We start from the raw sequence: 18,120 nt of genomic DNA on the forward strand, positions 1-18,120 counted from the left end.
TGAAACATTCTTACTCAGGCAACCAATCGTGTCGGCCAACTTCCGGCGCGGGTCATCTTCGGGGGTATCAGCGGTCACGTCGCCACGCTCTGCTTGCTCTGCTCGCTCTGCTTGCTCTGCTTGTTCTGCTCGCTCTGCTTGCAGCATCCCGATCACTTCGGCTACGTCAAGTCAGTGAGCAATTCAATCATCTGGGCGGCCACCTTGAACGATGCACAGACACCGGCCATGGTGACTAGACGCTCGCTCACGGCCGGCGAGAAAGCAGCTCCGTCAGCCAGAATCTCTTTGACCGTACGGTACCGACCGAGTGCATAGACTCCTGCGTAAGAGGGATTCTTGAATATCGCGGTGACACACGCGTCGCAGAGGCGTCCCTAAATTAGTTTGCCCGCCCACGTGCCACCGTAACTTCGTTTCGGAAAACCGAGCTTTTCCATGGCAAAACGCTGCGCGACGCTATATGCCGTGCCGCCTTGCTCCAAGTAATCAAACACGAACTTAATCGCAGAACGCACTTGCACATCGGGGTCTTCGACGATTGTATTGAGTTCATCGAAAACATAACCCACGGGCAACGGAAATCGCAGCTCTCCCTTGCTCGCCGTGTTGAGCTTGTGCCCTTGTAGGCGAGCGTGAATGAAATGCAACTCGGCCTGAAACAATACCACTTTCAGCCGCCGCAAGTCCCCGTCCCAAACTGGTACCGTTTGAAGTGCAAACGGCTGGTACTGTTTCGGGCGCCAAATGACAGCCAGTCGGCGTTGGACCTGGCAAGTCGTGACGCTTCGATCGCCAAGACAGTCCCCGCCTTCCCAAGTGATACATCGGCGACGAGCGTTTTGAAGCCCTCACGATCGGTGGTCGAAGTGCCAGACTTTCCCAGGTCACCATCAAGTACAGAGATCCTCGCGATAGGCCCACCGAGATTCCGTGCCAGTTCCTGTAACGCATACTGCCGTTCGGTACTTTCGCGATGCCTTTCGCCACCGTCAGGTTTCGGGATCGAAACTCGACGAACAGGTTGGGCTGGTAAGTCTTGGTCCGAAGTTCGCTGGAGTCGTGCGGTTCGCTCCGAAGCGGTCAGCAGGGTGGCTCGTTTGGCTCGCCGACTCAGTCGTGTGCTATTCCAATAAAGGACAATGGCAGCTGAACGTTTAGCGGGTTACTTCCACGCCGACGGACGAATCGAACAGCTGGCCGGTTCCCCGGATCGCCATCATGGACCGTTCCCCCGAGCCTTGAATCTCTCGGGTCTGTGTCGGCTACTGGTTGTCGGTGCAAATCGTTTCTTTCCAGTCTGCTCGCAAAAACTTCACCCCTTCGCATCCGGTGGTAAGCTTTTGAATCATCGCCGTCCACACGAACTCGGCTTGGTTACCGCCAAGCGTTTGCCGGATGTCATCGCGGTTTTCTCCTCCAGACTGTTGCCAGCTTTCTCAGGCCGCGAGTTACTCACTACTACGGGATCATCTGACTCCTGACACCACATCGGTCTCGTCTTGAGTTGCCTCTCGAACGCGGCCTACCCGCTTCTCACGCTTCGCCTTTGAGGGAGCTAACGCGGCAACGGATGATGCCAGGTCTCCCCAGTTATTGCACTGGCTCCCTGACGATGATGACGCCCCCTAGCACGTGTTGCTCTTGTTCATGAATCGGACATTGCCACTTCTTGCAAGCTCGTCCGAGCAAGCAGCCGTATCGGGTTCGTTCTCGCTACGCACCCCATTCTTCCTATCGCTTCCTTCAAACCCGCAGTCACCTACGGAACCCTTGCGATTCGGATTCAATTCCCCATGAACAGGGCTTGGTCGGTGACAAGCACCGGCGGGGTTTGCCAGCTTCGCTGGGCAAACAAAAACACCAACGGACATTCGTCCGCTGGCGTTTTGTCTTTGCACTCAAATGCGATGGGTCTATTCTTGGCCGCCCGCTCCGAACATGCTGTCAAGCGTATCACCGCCGGCTTTGGGAGCAGGCGTCTCGCCGCTCTCACCGATGGTTGGCTCTGCACTGCTGGGCTCCACATTGCTGGGTCCCGAACTGCTTGGCTCTACACTGCTGGGTCCCGTACTAGTTGGCTCAGCGATGCTAGGCTCAGCACTGCCGGAGCCTGCAATACCGGGCTCTGCGATGCTCGAATCGCCCCCGACTTCCTCGCCAGCGTTGAGCAGTGGGAAGCTCTCTTCCAAGCTCGCCACGGGAGCAGCCGACAACTCTTCCAATGCTTCGCGGCGATAGTTGACTTCACCTTCTTGGAAGATTCGGAAACCGGTACCCGCGGGGATCAAGTGTCCGAGGATCACGTTTTCCTTCAGACCAACCAACTTGTCGACCTTACCCGCCAGTGCCGCTTCGGTCAGCACCTTAGTCGTTTCTTGGAACGACGCAGCACTGATGAAACTGTTCGACTGGACGGCTGCCTTGGTAATCCCAAGCAGCTGAGTACTTGCGGTTGCGAATTTTGGTCTCTTGCCCTTCGCAGGTTCGCCACCTTTCGCTTCCGCTTCGGCATTCGTCTCTTCAAAGACTTCCTTGGGAACGATGGTTCCCTCCGTAAAGTCGGTAGCGCCCTGTTTCGCGACCTTGATGCACTTCGCCAAATCCTGGTTCGCCTTGCGGAACTGGAATCGGTCCATCACCAATCCGGGAAGCAGATTCGTATCGCCGGGGTTTTCGATCTTCACCTTACGAAGCATACGGGCGATGATAATTTCGCAATGCTTATCGTTGATTTCAACACGTTGCGACTGATAAACCTGCTGGATTTCATGAAGCAAGTATTGCTGGACTGCTTCTTCGCCCGAAACTCGCAGAATATCGTGCGGAACAAGCGGTCCATCGACAAGCGCTTGGCCCGCCTTGACGATGTCGCCCGAGTGAACTTGGAAGTGCTTACCGTGCGGCACCAAGTGTTCGCGTTCGATACCCGATTCGCTACGCACGACAATCGTTCGCTTACCACGTTTCTTTTCCGCAAGGATTTCGACTTCGCCGTCGATTTCGGAAATAACCGCAGGATCCTTTGGCTTACGAGCTTCGAAAATTTCGGTGACTCGCGGTAGACCACCGGTGATGTCCGAAACACCGCCCGTTTCACGCGGCATTTCTGCTAACACCATACCGGGCGTGATCATCGTGCCTTCCTTCGACATGATCGTCGCACGTTCAGGCAGGTATTGAACGTCAAGTGCCTTGCCATCGGCATCTTCGACCACAATTTGCGGGTGCAAGTCACCCTTGTGATCGACGATCGCCATACGGATATTACCGCTCGGCTCACGTTCTTGCCGCATCGTTTCGCCTTCGACAATGTCTTCGAATCGAACCTTACCTTCGACTTCCGACAAAATCGGAATCGAGTAGGGATTCCACTCGCAAAGAATTTGCCCGTCTTTAACCTTGTCGTTCTCTTCAACCATCAACGTCGCACCAGTTGGCACGGGATAACTTTCGATTTCACGACCGCGATCATCCACGAGCGAAATTTCGCCGTTCCGCGTTAGCACAATATTTCGGCCTTCGGTGTTTCGTACCGCTCGCATACGAGTGAACTTGACGATACCAGCCTTCTTGCTCTTGATGTCCGACTCTTCCATCTGCTTGCTCACGCTACCACCGATGTGGAACGTACGCATGGTCAGCTGAGTACCCGGTTCACCAATACTTTGTGCCGCAATGATACCGACGGCCATGCCTTCTTCGACCATTGAACCGGTCGACATGTCCATGCCGTAGCAACGTCGACAAACACCGAGTGGGGCGTCGCAGGTCATCGGCGTACGAACTTGAATTTTCTCCAAGCCCATTGCTTCGATTTTACGAGCAATCTCAGGCGTAATCATCTGATTTTCTGCGATGATCACTTCGTCCGTTACCGGATTGACGATCGATTGACGACTGATTCGCCCATTGATCGAATCAACCAAGCTAACTTCGACTTTTTCACCACGGTAAACCACACCCTTGGTGATCCCTTGCGTGGTCCCACAGTTGTCCATCGTGATAACCACGTTTTGGGCAACGTCGGCAAGCTTACGAGTCAGGTAACCCGAGTCGGCGGTTTTTAGTGCCGTATCAGCCAAGCCTTTACGAGCACCGTGCGTCGAACTGAAGTATTCGAGTACCGACAAACCTTCACGGAAGTTTGCTTTAATCGGAGTTTCGATGATCTCGCCGGTAGGCTTGGCCATCAAACCACGCATCCCCGCGAGTTGCCGAATTTGCTCGATACCACCTCGAGCACCGGAGTGCGACATAAGGAATACCGGGTTAACGTACCAGCCACCTTCACGGATGTCGTTTTCCATAGCAGACATCATGTCGGCCGTAATCGATTCACGAGCCTTGGTCCATTCGTCCAGTACTTGGTTGTAGCGTTCTTTACCGGTCATCAACCCACGGTCATAAGCCTTCTTGTGCTTCATGACCTCTTTTTCAGCGTCCTTAATGAACTGCTGCTTCGTGTCCGGCGTGACCAAGTCGTCGGTTGCGAACGATAGACCACTGCGAGTCGATTCGCGGAAGCCCGTTTGCATCATGTCGTCGAGCAAGTGAATCGTTGCTTTTCGACCGAGGCGTTGATAGCAGTCGCTAATCACCTTGGCCAAATCGCCACTTCGCATCGGATAATTGTAGTAATCCATCCCTGTGGGAAGCATTTCATTGAAGCGAACGCGTCCAGGGGTCGTGTCGATCACAGCGCCATAGACGCCCGAATCATCCTTCGTTTTGAGTCGTTGGAACTTCGGCAAACGAATCTTGATCTTCGCGTGAACATTCAAAATGCCTTGTGAGGTCGCTAGATCGACTTCGTCGTAGCCCGCGAAGACCATCCCTTCACCCTTACGATCGGGCAATTCCATCGTCATGTAGTAACAACCCATCACGATATCCTGCGACGGACTCATAATTGGCTTACCGTTGGATGGTGCAAAGACGTTATTCGTGCTCATCATCAGCGTGTGAGCTTCCACTTGTGCTTCGATCGAAAGCGGCAGGTGGACAGCCATTTGGTCACCGTCGAAGTCGGCATTGAAGCCTTTGCAAACGAGCGGGTGCAAGTGAATCGCGTTACCTTCGACCAACGTCGGTTCGAACGCTTGAATCCCCATCCGGTGAAGCGTTGGTGCCCGGTTCAGTAGCACGGGATGGTTGGTGATCACTTGTTCGAGAATATCCCAAACCTCTTCGTCTTTTCGCTCAAGCATCTTCTTGGCTGACTTGATCGTATCAGCGTGCCCAAGTTCCTTCAAACGACGAATAATGAACGGCTGGTAAAGCTCCAACGCAATCTTCTTTGGCAAGCCGCATTGATGTAGCTTCAAACGCGGACCAACCACGATCACGCTACGTGCCGAGTAGTCGACTCGCTTGCCGAGCAAGTTTTCGCGGAATCGTCCCTGCTTCCCTTTGATCATGTCCGTCAAAGATTTCAACGGACGGTTCGACGAACCAAGCACAGGCCGCTTGCAGCGATTGTTATCGAATAATGCGTCAACGGATTGTTGAAGCATTCGCTTTTCATTACGAATAATGACTTCCGGCGCATTCAAATCAACCAGTTTCCGAAGTCGATTATTGCGGTTGATAATCCGACGATACAAGTCGTTCAAGTCGCTGGTCGCAAAGTTCCCACTGTCGAGCAAGACAAGCGGACGCAAATCGGGCGGGATCACGGGGATCACGTCGAGTACCATCCACTCAGGACGATTGTCACTGTCGCGAATCGACTCGACGATTTTCAGCCGATTGATCAAGTCCTTCTTCTTTTGCTTCGAACCCGTTTCATGCAGGTCGACGCGAAGTTGATCCGACAATGTAACCAAGTCCAATTGGTTCAGAAGCTTGCGCACCGCTTCGGCACCCATGTCAGCTTCAAACGCATCGTTACCGTACTGCATTCGAGCAGCACGATACTCCTCCTCGGTTAGCAATTGCCGTGGTTCGAGTTCCGTTTGGCCCGGATCAATGACGACGTAATCTTGAAAATAGATGACCTTCTCTAGCGAGCTAGTCTTCATATCGAGCAAATTACCCAACCGCGAGGGCATCGCCTTAAAGAACCAAATGTGAACCACAGGAGCGGCCAATTCGATATGCCCCATGCGCTTACGACGCACGCGACTGTGGGTAACCTTCACACCACATCGGTCACAGATCATCCCTTTGTATTTCATGCCGCGGTATTTACCGCAAGCACATTCCCAATCCTTTTCAGGGCCGAAAATTCGCTCGCAGAACAAACCGTCTTTTTCAGGACGGTAGGTTCGGTAGTTGATCGTTTCCGGCTTCTTAACTTCGCCGAAGGACCAACTCTTGATGTCTTGCGGTCGTGCCAGCGAGATGCGGACCGATGCGTAGTCGTTAATGCGATCGTAGTTGCTAGTTTCGCTAATCGACATATTATTGAGGCTCCTAGCTATGGCTGTTAGCTGTTGGCAGGTATTGGCTGCTGGAAGTGTTGGCTTGGTGTTCGGGGCCGAAGTCGGATGACTTCGGCAAATTTTTCTTACGTCAGCCTTTCTCGGCTGACCGGATTCACTGTTTGTCAGGCTCGAAAACCTAACGCAAACGTCACCTAAATCGGCCGTTTCTCGAGCTGCATATTCAACGCGAGCCCGCGAATCTCGTTGGTCAATACGTCAAAGCTCGCCGGCGTTCCAGCTTCGAGCGTGTTCTCGCCCTTGACCATCGATTCATAGATCTTCGTACGGCCTTCAACATCGTCGCTCTTGACCGTCAACAATTCTTGAAGGATGTAAGCGGCACCGTAAGCTTCGAGTGCCCAGACTTCCATTTCGCCGAAACGTTGACCGCCGAAGCGGGCCTTTCCGCCGAGCGGTTGTTGCGTGATCAACGAGTAAGGCCCAGTACTTCGTGCGTGAACTTTGTCATCCACCAAGTGATGCAGTTTAAGCATATAGATGTAACCGACGGTCGTTTCTTGTTCCATCGGAATCCCAGTTCGCCCATCGGTCAGACGAATCTTCCCGTGAGCAGGCAGACCCGACTCGGCAAGCGCTTTGTTGATATCTCCTTCGCTTGCACCATCAAAAACGGGCGTAATCGCTTGGAAACCAAGTTTCGCACCTGCCCACCCAAGGTGAGTCTCCAGAATCTGACCCACATTCATACGGCTAGGAACGCCGAGAGGATTCAGCATGATTTGGATAGGCGTTCCATCGGGCAAGAACGGCATGTCTTCGATCGGAAGGATCTTCGCAATCACACCCTTGTTACCGTGACGACCGGCCATCTTGTCACCAACACTGATCACTCGCTTGGTGGCAATGTAAACCTTGACCATCTGCAGCACGCCCGAGCGTAGTTCATCACCTCGCTTCATGCTGTTCAATCGGCGGTCACGCGAGTCAATTGCCGCTTCCACGTTCGTCCATTGCTGGTCATAGACCTTTTGCACTTCCGATTTTTTATCCTCCGACTTGACTTGGTCGAGGATATGATCGAGCCGGAAATTGACAGCTCTTTCAGCGACGAACTTTGGATCTTGGCCATCAGCAAGCGGCGTACCGGTCGCATCGGTTAGCTTCAACCCAGCAACTTCTTCGAGCTCGCGAACGAGCGATTCGAAAGCGCTGGCCACTTCGGCGTTCCCCTCGCTTTCGACATTCTTCAGTTCCGCTTCGAACACCTTCCGCTCGTCTTCGGACAAGCTCATTCGTCGCGAGAATTTATGCGTGTCGATTACAATCCCTTCGATGCCCGAAGGCACTTCAAGCGAATCGTTTTTCACGTCTTCACCGGCGCGGCCGAAGATCGCATGAAGCAGTTTTTCTTCCGGTGTCAGTTCGGTCTTGCTCTTAGGGCTGACCTTACCGACCAGGATATCACCTGGCTTGACGTAGGTCCCAACATTGACAATCCCCGTGTCATCCAAGTTGCGAAGAGCTTTTTCGGAGACATTCGGAATATCGCGGGTGAACTCTTCACGCCCGAGTTTCGTTTCGCGAATTTCGACATCAAAGTCTTCGATATGAATCGAAGTATAAGTGTCATTACGAACCAATTCTTCGCTGATAATGATCGCATCTTCGTAATTAAACCCATCGAACGACATAAAGCCAACGAGCACGTTTCGGCCCAACGCCAACTCACCGTTTCGAGTTGCCGCACCATCGGCGATAATCTGATTCTTCTCTACCTTGTCACCGACATTGATGATCGGCTTTTGGTTCAAGCAAGTCCGCTCGTTCAAACCTTGATACTTCTTCAAGTCGTAACGATCGCTGCCAATTTCAATGCGCGTCGAATCAGCATAGGTCACCTTGCCAGCGCGGCGAGCACGGACGACCATCGCACTATTTCTTGCGACTTCTCGTTCCATCCCCGTTCCCACGATTGGCGGTTCGGCAACCAAAAGCGGCACTGCTTGCCGCTGCATGTTGGACCCCATCAAAGCACGATTCGCATCATCATGCTCCAAGAACGGAATCAAGCCTGCCGACACACCCACCATTTGGCTCGGTGCAACATCCATGTAATCCACTTGGTCCGGTTGAACGATCTCAAAGTCACTTCGGAACCGAGCGATCATGTTCGGCCCGGCAACGAGTGAACCATCGACAACTTCGGTATCAGCCGGAGCGACATAGGATTCACTTTCCTCGTCCGCACGAAGCCACTTCACTTCGTCCGTGACGCTGCCACCTTTGATCAAACGGTAAGGCGTAATCAGGAAGCCGTAGCTATCGACACCCGCGTAAATCGCCAAAGAGCTAATCAAACCAATATTCGTACCTTCAGGCGTTTCAATCGGGCAGATACGACCGTAGTGCGAAATATGAACATCGCGAACCTCAAAGCCCGCTCGTTTCCGGTTCAATCCACCTGGCCCTAATGCCGACAAACGACGCTCGTGAGTCAATTGACTCAGCGGATTCGTCTGGTCAACCACCTGTGAAAGTTCGCCACGACCAAAGAAGAAATCGATCGCCGCAGAAACACTCTTGGGGTTAATCAACGAACGAGGCGACATGTCCTGAGCATCCTTGATACTCATCCGCTCCTGAACCGTTCGGCGAAGTTTCAAGAAGCCCTTACGAAGCTCTTCGCATGCCAATTCGTCGATCGTTCGCAAACGCCGGTTACCAAGGTGGTCAATGTCATCGATCTCGGCCCCTGAATCGGGGTCGAACAAATTGATCAAGTACTTCATCGCCGAAATCATGTCGTCCGGACGAAGGGTCATCTCCGCTTCACTGATATCCATCCCAAGCTTACGATTCAGTCGAAAACGACCAACCTTGCCCAGGCGATAACGGTTCGAATCGAAAAACTTCTCTTGGAACAACGTACGAGCCTTTTCAAGCTGCGGCGGATTCCCAGGGCGAAGCCGCTGGTAGATCCGAAGCAGAGCTTCTTCATGACTCGCCGTATTGTCATCCATCAAGGTATTGAAGATCAGCGGAATCTTAGGCGACTCCATGCAATCGACGCTCTTCACGCCTGCGGTGCAGACCGTTTCGGCAACTTCCTTGGTGATCTTATGGCCCGCCTCGACGATAATCTCACCCGCTCGATCTGAATCGCCGGGATAGACCACATCGTCAACTGCAATCTTGCCTTCGATCTTTGCCGCACTCTTGCCGCTGCTAATCTTGATCGTCGCCGTTTCGTAGAACGCGGATAACAAATCAGCATCGGTGGAGAACCGTGGATCCATTGCACGAAGCAACGTTGTGGCTGCGAACTTACCACTTTGGTCAATACGGACTGTCAACGCGTCTTTCTTGGTGACATTCACTTCGATCCACGAACCTCGTTCGGGAATCACGCGACAACTTGGCAATTTGCGATCCGTCGTCGTATCTTGTTCCAAGACGAAGTCGACACCGGGACTGCGGTGCAATTGGCTCACCACCACACGTTCGGCACCGTTGATAATGAACTCGCCACCACCCATCATGATCGGCAAGTCGCCCAGGTACACTTCTTCCTCGACCGGTTCCTCACGATTAAGCCGCAGCCAAATCCGCAAGGGGCGACCGTAAGTCAAACGAAGCTGGCGACATTCCTGACTGGTATAGCGAGGCTTGCCCAGTTCATAGTAGAGATAGTCCACCGTGATGTTGCCGTCATAGCTGGCGATCGGGAAAATCTCTCGAAGAACGCCTTCCAAACCTGCCGCATCCCGTTTCAGCGAATCCTCGTCTTCCTGCAGAAACGCAGCATAAGACTTGGTTTGCAATTCAGTGAGGTCAGGAAGTTCAAAGGACGAGAGGCCCGTGCCGAAGTGACGAACGCTAGTAGGTTCAAGGCGACGTTTGGTCGTAGTTGCCATCTTGAGTGAGTGCTCCTTAGGAGGACCAGTGGTTGGCGGTCCGCATGAGAATGGATCGAGTTGTCAGAAAGCTTAGTGACGAAAAAGCTCAGCTCGCACGTGTAAAAAAATCAAACGGTACCGGTAGCAAATAGCGAACAGAGGGCCAGCAAAGACGTTGAGCGCAAACCTTCAGGCGCGAGTAAACTCGTACTGAGGAAACAAGAAATTGCCACTCTTCCTGGGCCAACAACACCAGGAATGCGGTAAACGGGGAAGATTCGGACGCGGAAACGCAACAGCTAGGCCAGTGATCACTCTGGAACACTAACAGATTGGCGACAACCAGAAAAGGGCAACTCTGCAATTTTGGCCCGAATAATGCTATAGTGGCAGTTCGTCGCACCACCGCTTTTTTAGACCAAGCGCAAACCCTTGTTCTGAAAAGTTTTCTGGCGTTTGACGGCTAGTCTGCCCTAGCTGTCTGCGCAATGTTCCGCATCCAGGCGTCGCAGATATTTCTTCGAAAATATCCTATATTTTTTCAGGAAAAACCCACTTTTTTTCATTTTTTTATTCGGCGACGCAATCGCCTCGCACAAAAATCGCACCACAGGCCGGTCGGCTCGAACCCGATCGACAATGAGCCCGATACACAATGAACCCGATCACGTCGCCTCCGGTCAATCTCCCTCGCGATTCAGACGCTATTGCAATGAAGTCGATCCGCCGCAGATCTTCGATCATTGAATGCGTTTTGCCATAACCGCGCCGCGCCCCCGTCTTGAGACCCTCCCCCGCCAACTGGAAATGCTGCAGGAACACCCAATTTCCGCGGGCCCTTTCCCAATTTTCGCGGGGTCGCTGTCAATCTTGCTGCGAATTGCAGCCAAAACACTCCGCTCGGGTCGCCAACACCCATTAGCGACGAAACATTCGTCGGTTGCCAAATGAATGCAGGCACCTGGCCCATGAATACCCCGGTTGGGCCCATGAATACCCCGGTTGGGCCCATGGATATCCCGGTTGGCTTGGTGGCGAAGCGAAATGCCGACATTGGTTTCGCCGCGAGTTTTGTCATCAGAACACCGAGTGCCACGGTAAACTCGCATTACCGACCTGCCATGGCCTTTCGGTACCGCAGCAAGCATCGGAGCAATCCGCGCTAGCGGTTTTTCGATCTGTCGCACCAATTCCACCGCTGGCGCTCGGACCAAACGCTCGTGTTCGTACTTGTGCTCGGCAAACCAATTCCGGTTGCGATTCCGCATCAATTGGTCAAGAAAATGGAACAAATTTTGGGGGATGACAGGCGGAGGCATGATCGACTCCTGCTGGCTGACACCCCCTCACCAGAGGTGCGTGTGAATTGAGAGCGAAAGGATCAGCGAAAGGATCCTCGTGACACCACAATCTTACCGATGGCGGGCATCAGCCTCCAATGACGCGTGTCCTATCTTGAGCAGATAGGCGATCTTGCGGTTTGTATGATTTGTCACATCAAACACCGGCAAGTTCTTTTTCAAAATACAATGGTCGTAGCGATTGGTTAAGTTATACTGCCCTTCAAGCGGCCACGGGATTTCGTCCTCCTCAAGGGATTTTTTTCTGCTCTTAAAACACTTTTGTTTCGCATCGAGTCAAGTCTTCAACGTGATACTGCAAGAAAAAGAACGTGCCATACTGCCGGTGGTGGCATTGCCGATCCAACGTCGGCCCAATCCCCCGTGGAAGCGACTGTTTGACCTCTGCGGCGTGGCTGTGTTACTGCCGGCCCTTTCTCCACTTCTGATGCTGGTAGCTTGCTACATCAAAGTCGTTTCTCGAGGTCCGGTTTTTTTTGTCCAATCGCGTGTGGGGCACGGTGGAGGTGATTTTCGAATCATCAAATTTCGCACCATGCACGTTCCGTCGGTCAGTCGAGATGCGAGGCACCGCGATTTTGTTGCTGGCTACACCCAAACCGATTCACAGATTCGCAAACCGAATTACAAAGCCGACCTGATTCGTGGCGGAAACCTACTTCGTAAATTTTCAATCGACGAACTGCCTCAACTTTTTAACGTGCTGATTGGCAACATGAGCCTAGTTGGACCGAGACCGGATGTGCTTCGCATCGAAGACTACCAGCCGTGGCAATTGCGCCGCTTCGAGGTGCTTCCTGGGATGACGGGACTGTGGCAATGCAGCGGCAAGAATCGCCTTACCTTTGACCAAATGGTCCACCTCGACATCGAATACATCGACAGTCTTGCTTTGTCACAAGACTTACAGATTATCGCGAAAACGGTTCGTGTCGTCTTGTGTGATCATGACGATTGAACGACATATTTTTTAACTTTTTCTACAAAGATCTACTCTCATGATACGTGTTGGAATTATTGGCTTGGGCTACTGGGGCCCCAACTTGGTTCGTTGTTTCTCGGAACTCGAAAATTGCAAAGTGACGGCCGTTTGTGACCGAGATTGCAATCAATTGCTGCGCATCACCGATCGCTTTCCTCAGGTGCGTCCGTGTGAATCACTTGAGGAAATGCTTGAGCAAAAACTTATTGATGCAGTTGTGATCGCGACGCCGACGGAAACTCATTATGAATTGACGATGAAGGCGCTTGAGCATGACTTGCATGTTTTCGTAGAAAAGCCACTCTCAAAAACGTCTGCGCAGTCTCGCACATTGGTAAAAACAGCGGCCGAGCGAAACCGAGTACTGTTCGTTGGCCATGTCTTCTTGCATGCATCGCCCGTCCAGAAACTCAACGATTTAATTGAATCGAATGAGCTCGGCAGGATTAATTACATCAGCAGTCGCCGGTTGAATCTTGGCCCTGTCCGAAAAGATGTCAGCGCTCTGTACGATCTTGCACCGCACGACATCTCGATGATGCTATACCTGCTCGGCCAGAAACCGATCTCGGTGACATGTTGTGGTTTTGACCATTTGAACCCTGGGATTCATGACGTCTGCAACCTGTCAATGATGTTCGAAGGAAATCGAATGGGGATGATCCACGTAAGCTGGCTAGACCCACGGAAAGAACGAGTATTGACAGTGGTTGGTGACAAACGCATGGCGGTCTACGACGACTTGGAACAAGAGAAGATCAAGGTATTTGACAAGGGGATCGACAAACCAACATCAACCAATGGTGACTTTGCCGAGTTCCAACTCGCTTACCGTTACGGTGGCAGTTACAGCCCGTTTATCAAGGAACATGAGCCATTGAAGACCGAGTGCTCCGAGTTTCTCCGGTGCATTGATGAAGGCGAAGTTCCGTTGACCGACGGGGTGAATGGATTGGAGGTCGTCGAAGTGTTAGAGGCCGCAGATCTTTCCCTACAAAACAATGGTCAACGTGTGGACTTAGCATGCGTTCGGGACGGATCACTCAGCCGCGACTCGCTCGCCGAATCGATCCAACTCGTCGCTCAGCAATCCACGCGATAAGCCAAAGATGATCCACCCAAAAGCCCTAGTGGATGATACTCAAGCAATCGGTGCGGAAACGAACGTTTGGGCGTTTGCGCATGTCATGGCCGGAGCCACCGTTGGCGATCACTGCAATATTGGCGACCACGCCTTTATCGAAAACGACGCCATTATTGGCAATAATGTCACGATAAAAAATGGTGTTCTGATCTGGAGCGGAATTACAATCGAAGACGATGTCTTCATCGGCCCCGGAGTGATATTCACCAACGATCAATATCCGCGGTCTCCACGTATGGCTCATTCCAAGCAGCGTTACTCGAATCAATCAAATTGGCTCGTCACCACAACCGTGCGTCGAGGAGCTTCGATTGGTGCCGGTGCAGTCATTTGTCCAGGCGCGGACATTGGAACTTCTGCGATGGTCGCAGCGGGCAGCGTCGTGTCGAAACCAGTCGAGCCACACAGTCTCGTCATGGGTTCTCCCGCACGTCAAGTCGGTTTCGTTTGCTCCTGTGGAAAAAAGCTTTCGGGGCATTTTTCCAACACGGATTGCGGCGAGTGTGGAGAAACAGCAAGCCGACGTATTAAAAACACTTCATTAAACTAACTCTATCAATCACCTTATCTGAGAACTCTTGCCATGAGCAGCAACGCTGACTTAACCCCAATTCCCCTTGTTGATCTTCAAACTCAATCTCGCCAAATCAAGGCGGACGTGCTTCGCCGGATGGGTGAAGTGATTGACGCCGCTCGTTATATCCTTGGGCAAGAAGTCCAGGAGTTCGAAGCATTGTTTGCAGATTATTGTGGTACCGATCACTGCATTGGAGTGGCCAACGGAACCGAAGCGATTCACTTGGCACTGCGAGCTCTCGACATTGGCCCAGGCGACGAAGTGATCACCGCAGGGAACTCCTTTGCCGCCACCGGTTTTGCAATCGCACACACTGGTGCGAGTCCTGTGTTTGTTGATATTGATCCAGTCGACTTCAACATTGACGTTACGCAAATCGAAAACGCGATCACCGAGAAGACCAAAGCAATCATTCCTGTGCATCTCTTTGGTCAACCAGCTCGGATGAAAGAGATCCGCGAAATTGCCGATCGCCACCACTTAAGAATCATCGAAGATTCGGCCCAAGGTCATGGGGCTGAAATCAATGGTCACCGCTGTGGTGCGTTCGGTGACATTGGTTGCTTTAGTTTTTACCCAGGAAAGAATCTAGGTGCGTTCGGTGACGGCGGTGCTACGACGACGAATGATCCGGAGCTGGCAGAAAAACTCCGTTTGCTCCGAAATTACGGCCAAAAGCAAAAGAACCGACATGACCTGCTAGCGTTTAACAGTCGCCTTGATACGATTCAAGCATGCGTGCTGCTTTCGAAGATGCAACATATCGAGCAATGGACCGAACAACGCAAAACGGTTGCAAAATGGTATCGCGAAGAACTAGCGGATGCCGATTTGGTGCTGCCGCAAGAGCGTGGGGACGTGCGTCACGTTTATCACTTGTTCGTTATTCGGACGCCACACCGTAATGAGTTGGCTGAGTCGTTAGCGGCAAAGAAAATCGCCACTGGGATTCACTATCCCAATCCGCTTTCCACCGCTACGCCACTGTCCGATTCGCCAACCGTCCCCATGGGGCTTCCGGTTTGTCGCCAAATCGCAGAGGAGATTCTATCGCTTCCAATGTATCCCGAAATGAATCGGGAACAGGTGGCACGTGTGGGAGCGGGCGTCCGAGAATTCCTGGCTCAAAAGAGTCAAACCGTCGCCATGGCGTAGGCCTTCACGCAAAGTGATGCCCAAAATTGTGCCCGCATCGTAGTCACAACGATTCAGACAGGGCCCTGGATTCGCTCTTCAAGCTCACTATCGAGCAGGGTGAGCAGTGGTGCGACCGCTGACTCAACCCTCTCACAGAACCGTACGTACGGGTCCGTATACGGCTCCTGTTTTACCTGCCTAAGTTACCTCGGGAAGGACTCCGGTCTCTAACTTTGCGATGTCAAACAGGCCAAGTTCCGCCAGACAGTCATTGCTGATGGCCATGCTGGCGTAGGAACTACGCGACGTTCGCCACGCGGCCATTCGCATCTTCAGAAGTTCTCCGCGGACGCCGACCTGCCGCAACCGGCGGATCAGACGCTTCGGTTTCTTCCACAAAGCGAGTTGTTTGGCCCGTAATCTTCGCCGAATCCACGCTGCCAACTCGCGGTAAAGCGTGTTGCAGTTGGCCATTCGGAAGTAGCTCCCCCAGCCGCGTAGAACCGGATTCAGGTCAGCGATGACCTCCTCCAAGTTCACCGGGCTGGTCTTGCGTGTGATCGCTTTGACCTTCGCCTTGAAGGCCGCGACTTACTCACTACGACGGGATCATCTGACCCCTGACACCACATCGGCCTCATCTTGAGTTGCCTCTTGACGCGGCCTACCTGCTTCTCACGCTTCGCCTATGGGGAAGCTAACGCGGCGATGGATGATGCCAGGTCTCCCCAGTTACTTTGCTGGCTCCCTGACGATGATGACGTCCCCAAGCACTTGCTGCTCATGTTCATAAATCGGACATCGCCACTTTTTGCAGGCTCGTCCGAGCAACCAGCCGAATCGGGTTCGCTCACGCTACGTTCCATCGTCCCCCTATCGCTTCCTTTAGACACGCAGTCACCCACGGAACCCTTGCGAATCGGATTCAATTCCCCATGAATAGGGCTTGGTCGGTGACAAGCACCGATAGGGTTTGCCAGCTTCGCTGGGCAAACAAAAAAGGGAACTCCATTGGAGTTCCCTTTTCGTTTGATTAGCACTTCACGCCTGCAATCGCAATTGACTTCGTTGGCAGCTAGTTGCCTTCAGGAGCTTCTTGACCTGGACGATTGCCAGTGCCGCGGCCACCTTGACGTCCACCACCTTGACGTCCACCACCTTGACGTCCACCACTGGGTCGACCACCACCGTCTGCTCCGGGGCCGCCACCGCCAGATCTTCTGCCCATGAATCCCCCGCCTCGAAAATCTTCGGGCATTTCAAATGGCTCGCCCTTCATCTTTTCAAACTTGGACTTTTGTTCGCCTGTGAGCACGTCCATGACCTTGCCGTCAATTTCCTTGCGAACTTTAGCGACAGCTTCCTGGATTTTTTCGCTATCACCTGATTGGAACAAATCACGCATATCGCGCATTTTGTCTCGCATCCCTTCCTGAGCACTATTGCGAACGGATTCGAGCTTTTCCTTTTGCTCGCTTGTGATGCCGAGTTCGCTCTGAACATCGGGATCACTCAACGCCATGACACCTCGGACTTGTAGCGAGATTTCTTTCAATCGATCCATTTGATCGGGCAGCAAGACTTGCTCGATCTGCGATTGCACCTTCGAAGCTTGTTCGGCACGCTCCTTTTGCATCTTTTCAAAGAATTTCGATCGTTCTTCCTCACTGGCATTTCGGAAGTCGAAATCGGGTCTTTCCGATTGACTGTCTTCGCGAACCTTCTTCAATGCCGCTGCTTGATCATCGTCAAGGCTGACTTCCTCACGGACCTTTTCGATCATTAGTAAACCAATGATCTGGTTTCCTCCACCAGGTCCAGCTCCAGGACCGCCACCACGGCCACCAAATCCACCACCACCAAATCCACCACCAGGTCGACCCCCTCGGCCCCCACCACCTTGGGCGAAAGCGTCACCAGCGACTAATGCAATCGCAGCAGCAGCAAAAAGACTAAAGACAAAGAGTTTCCGTTTCATGGAAGTGATTCCCCGACAGAGTGATAGAAATTAGCTTGGGTTAAAGACGCCGATGCTGATGCAATCAGCTAACAATCAATAGAACCAAGCTTGGTCTGGAAAGTTTCGTAGAAAGAACCGGAAAAAGCTTTCTGTATTCACTTTTTGGGCCGTTCTTAGCGCAGTTGGCGTTTTCGGCCACTCGGTGCGAAACGCTTGCGGATTGCTTTGACCGCTTCGATCAACCGATCCGCTTCCTCAAAAGTGTTGTAAAAATAGAAACTCGCACGGGTCGTTGCCGACAAACCAAGCGACTTGTGTAGCGGCATCGTGCAGTGATGCCCCGCACGAACAGCGATCCCATACGTATCTAGACTCTGGGAAATATCGTGTGCGTGCGCATGATCGATGACGAAGCTGACGATGCCCGATTTGTGTTCAGGAGTGGGCCCAATGATCCGAACGCCCTCGAGTTCACGAAGCCCTCGATCAGCATAGGCTCCAATTTCCTTTTCGTAACGATGGATTGCATCGAGCCCGATCTGGGAAACATATTCGGTCGCGGCATGCAATCCAATGGCCTCGACGATCGGCGGTGTTCCCGCTTCAAACTTGTCTGGTAGCGCTGCGGTCGTAAAGCCTTGCGTAGTCACTTGGTTGATCATCCCCCCCCCCCC

The 18,120-nt window shown here is 52.6% G+C and carries 12 protein-coding genes and 1 pseudogene; 5 read left to right on the plus strand and 8 right to left on the minus strand.

The features are described from left to right. Nucleotides 1–377 precede the first annotated feature (377 nt). Both CA13_RS16375 and CA13_RS16380 read right to left on the minus strand, forming a co-directional pair. Complete coding sequence (locus CA13_RS16375; RefSeq protein ID WP_146398372.1) at nucleotides 378–686, minus strand: hypothetical protein; 309 nt, start codon at nucleotides 684–686, stop codon at nucleotides 378–380. Further along, nucleotides 674–1,144, minus strand: coding sequence for a recombinase family protein (locus tag CA13_RS16380; RefSeq protein ID WP_419195119.1), 471 nt, complete (start codon nucleotides 1,142–1,144; stop codon nucleotides 674–676). The genes CA13_RS16375 and CA13_RS16380 overlap by 13 nt, the downstream gene beginning before the upstream one ends. Here CA13_RS16380 and CA13_RS16385 point away from each other — a divergent pair. Continuing rightward, the gene (locus CA13_RS16385) at nucleotides 1,143–1,484 is read left to right on the plus strand and encodes a hypothetical protein (protein ID WP_146398374.1); all 342 of its coding nucleotides are present in this window, start codon (nucleotides 1,143–1,145) and stop codon (nucleotides 1,482–1,484) included. The two genes, CA13_RS16380 and CA13_RS16385, sit on opposite strands and share 2 nt — an antisense overlap. 432 nt (nucleotides 1,485–1,916) lie before the next feature. Here CA13_RS16385 and rpoC read toward each other — a convergent pair whose 3' ends face one another. The 3 genes from rpoC to CA13_RS16400 form a co-directional block, all read right to left on the minus strand. Beyond that, nucleotides 1,917–6,404 carry a DNA-directed RNA polymerase subunit beta' gene (gene rpoC, locus CA13_RS16390; protein ID WP_146398376.1) on the minus strand — a complete coding sequence of 1,496 codons (4,488 nt, stop codon included), beginning with the start codon at nucleotides 6,402–6,404 and terminating at the stop codon, nucleotides 1,917–1,919. A 176-nt stretch (nucleotides 6,405–6,580) separates the two neighbouring features. Next, nucleotides 6,581–10,303: a DNA-directed RNA polymerase subunit beta gene (rpoB, locus tag CA13_RS16395; RefSeq protein WP_146398378.1), complete on the minus strand. Its 3,723-nt coding sequence runs from the start codon at nucleotides 10,301–10,303 to the stop codon at nucleotides 6,581–6,583. Between the two features lie 722 nt (nucleotides 10,304–11,025). Then, nucleotides 11,026–11,604, minus strand: coding sequence for a TIGR02453 family protein (locus CA13_RS16400; RefSeq protein ID WP_419194447.1), 579 nt, complete (start codon nucleotides 11,602–11,604; stop codon nucleotides 11,026–11,028). Nucleotides 11,605–11,935: 331 nt separating this feature from the next. Here CA13_RS16400 and CA13_RS16405 point away from each other — a divergent pair, with 331 nt between their 5' ends. From CA13_RS16405 to CA13_RS16420, 4 genes are read left to right on the plus strand one after another with little or no spacing between them, the layout of a single operon-like run. Further along, nucleotides 11,936–12,604 (plus strand): sugar transferase, encoded by a 669-nt coding sequence (locus tag CA13_RS16405; protein WP_419194448.1) that lies wholly within the window; start codon nucleotides 11,936–11,938, stop codon nucleotides 12,602–12,604. Nucleotides 12,605–12,644: 40 nt separating this feature from the next. Further along, nucleotides 12,645–13,730 (plus strand): Gfo/Idh/MocA family protein, encoded by a 1,086-nt coding sequence (locus tag CA13_RS16410; RefSeq protein ID WP_146398382.1) that lies wholly within the window; start codon nucleotides 12,645–12,647, stop codon nucleotides 13,728–13,730. A gap of 7 nt (nucleotides 13,731–13,737) precedes the next feature. After that, nucleotides 13,738–14,322, plus strand: a complete 585-nt coding sequence (locus CA13_RS16415; protein WP_146398384.1) for an acyltransferase — start codon at nucleotides 13,738–13,740, stop codon at nucleotides 14,320–14,322. A gap of 33 nt (nucleotides 14,323–14,355) precedes the next feature. Continuing rightward, nucleotides 14,356–15,504, plus strand: coding sequence for a DegT/DnrJ/EryC1/StrS family aminotransferase (locus CA13_RS16420; protein ID WP_146398386.1), 1,149 nt, complete (start codon nucleotides 14,356–14,358; stop codon nucleotides 15,502–15,504). Between the two features lie 180 nt (nucleotides 15,505–15,684). Here the strand turns inward: CA13_RS16420 and CA13_RS16425 are convergent. From CA13_RS16425 to CA13_RS35285, 3 genes and pseudogenes are all read right to left on the minus strand, one after another. After that, nucleotides 15,685–16,062: pseudogene (locus tag CA13_RS16425) on the minus strand (group II intron maturase-specific domain-containing protein); the annotation flags it as partial. A gap of 499 nt (nucleotides 16,063–16,561) precedes the next feature. Beyond that, nucleotides 16,562–17,464, minus strand: a complete 903-nt coding sequence (locus tag CA13_RS35280; protein ID WP_419194449.1) for a Spy/CpxP family protein refolding chaperone — start codon at nucleotides 17,462–17,464, stop codon at nucleotides 16,562–16,564. A 155-nt stretch (nucleotides 17,465–17,619) separates the two neighbouring features. After that, the coding region (locus CA13_RS35285) for an aminotransferase class V-fold PLP-dependent enzyme (RefSeq protein ID WP_419194450.1) at nucleotides 17,620–18,120 on the minus strand (501 nt) is incomplete at its 5' end.

It is taken from the genome of Novipirellula herctigrandis (assembly GCA_007859835.1).
In the GTDB taxonomy this organism is placed as follows: Bacteria; Planctomycetota; Planctomycetia; order Pirellulales; family Pirellulaceae; genus Novipirellula_A; species Novipirellula_A herctigrandis.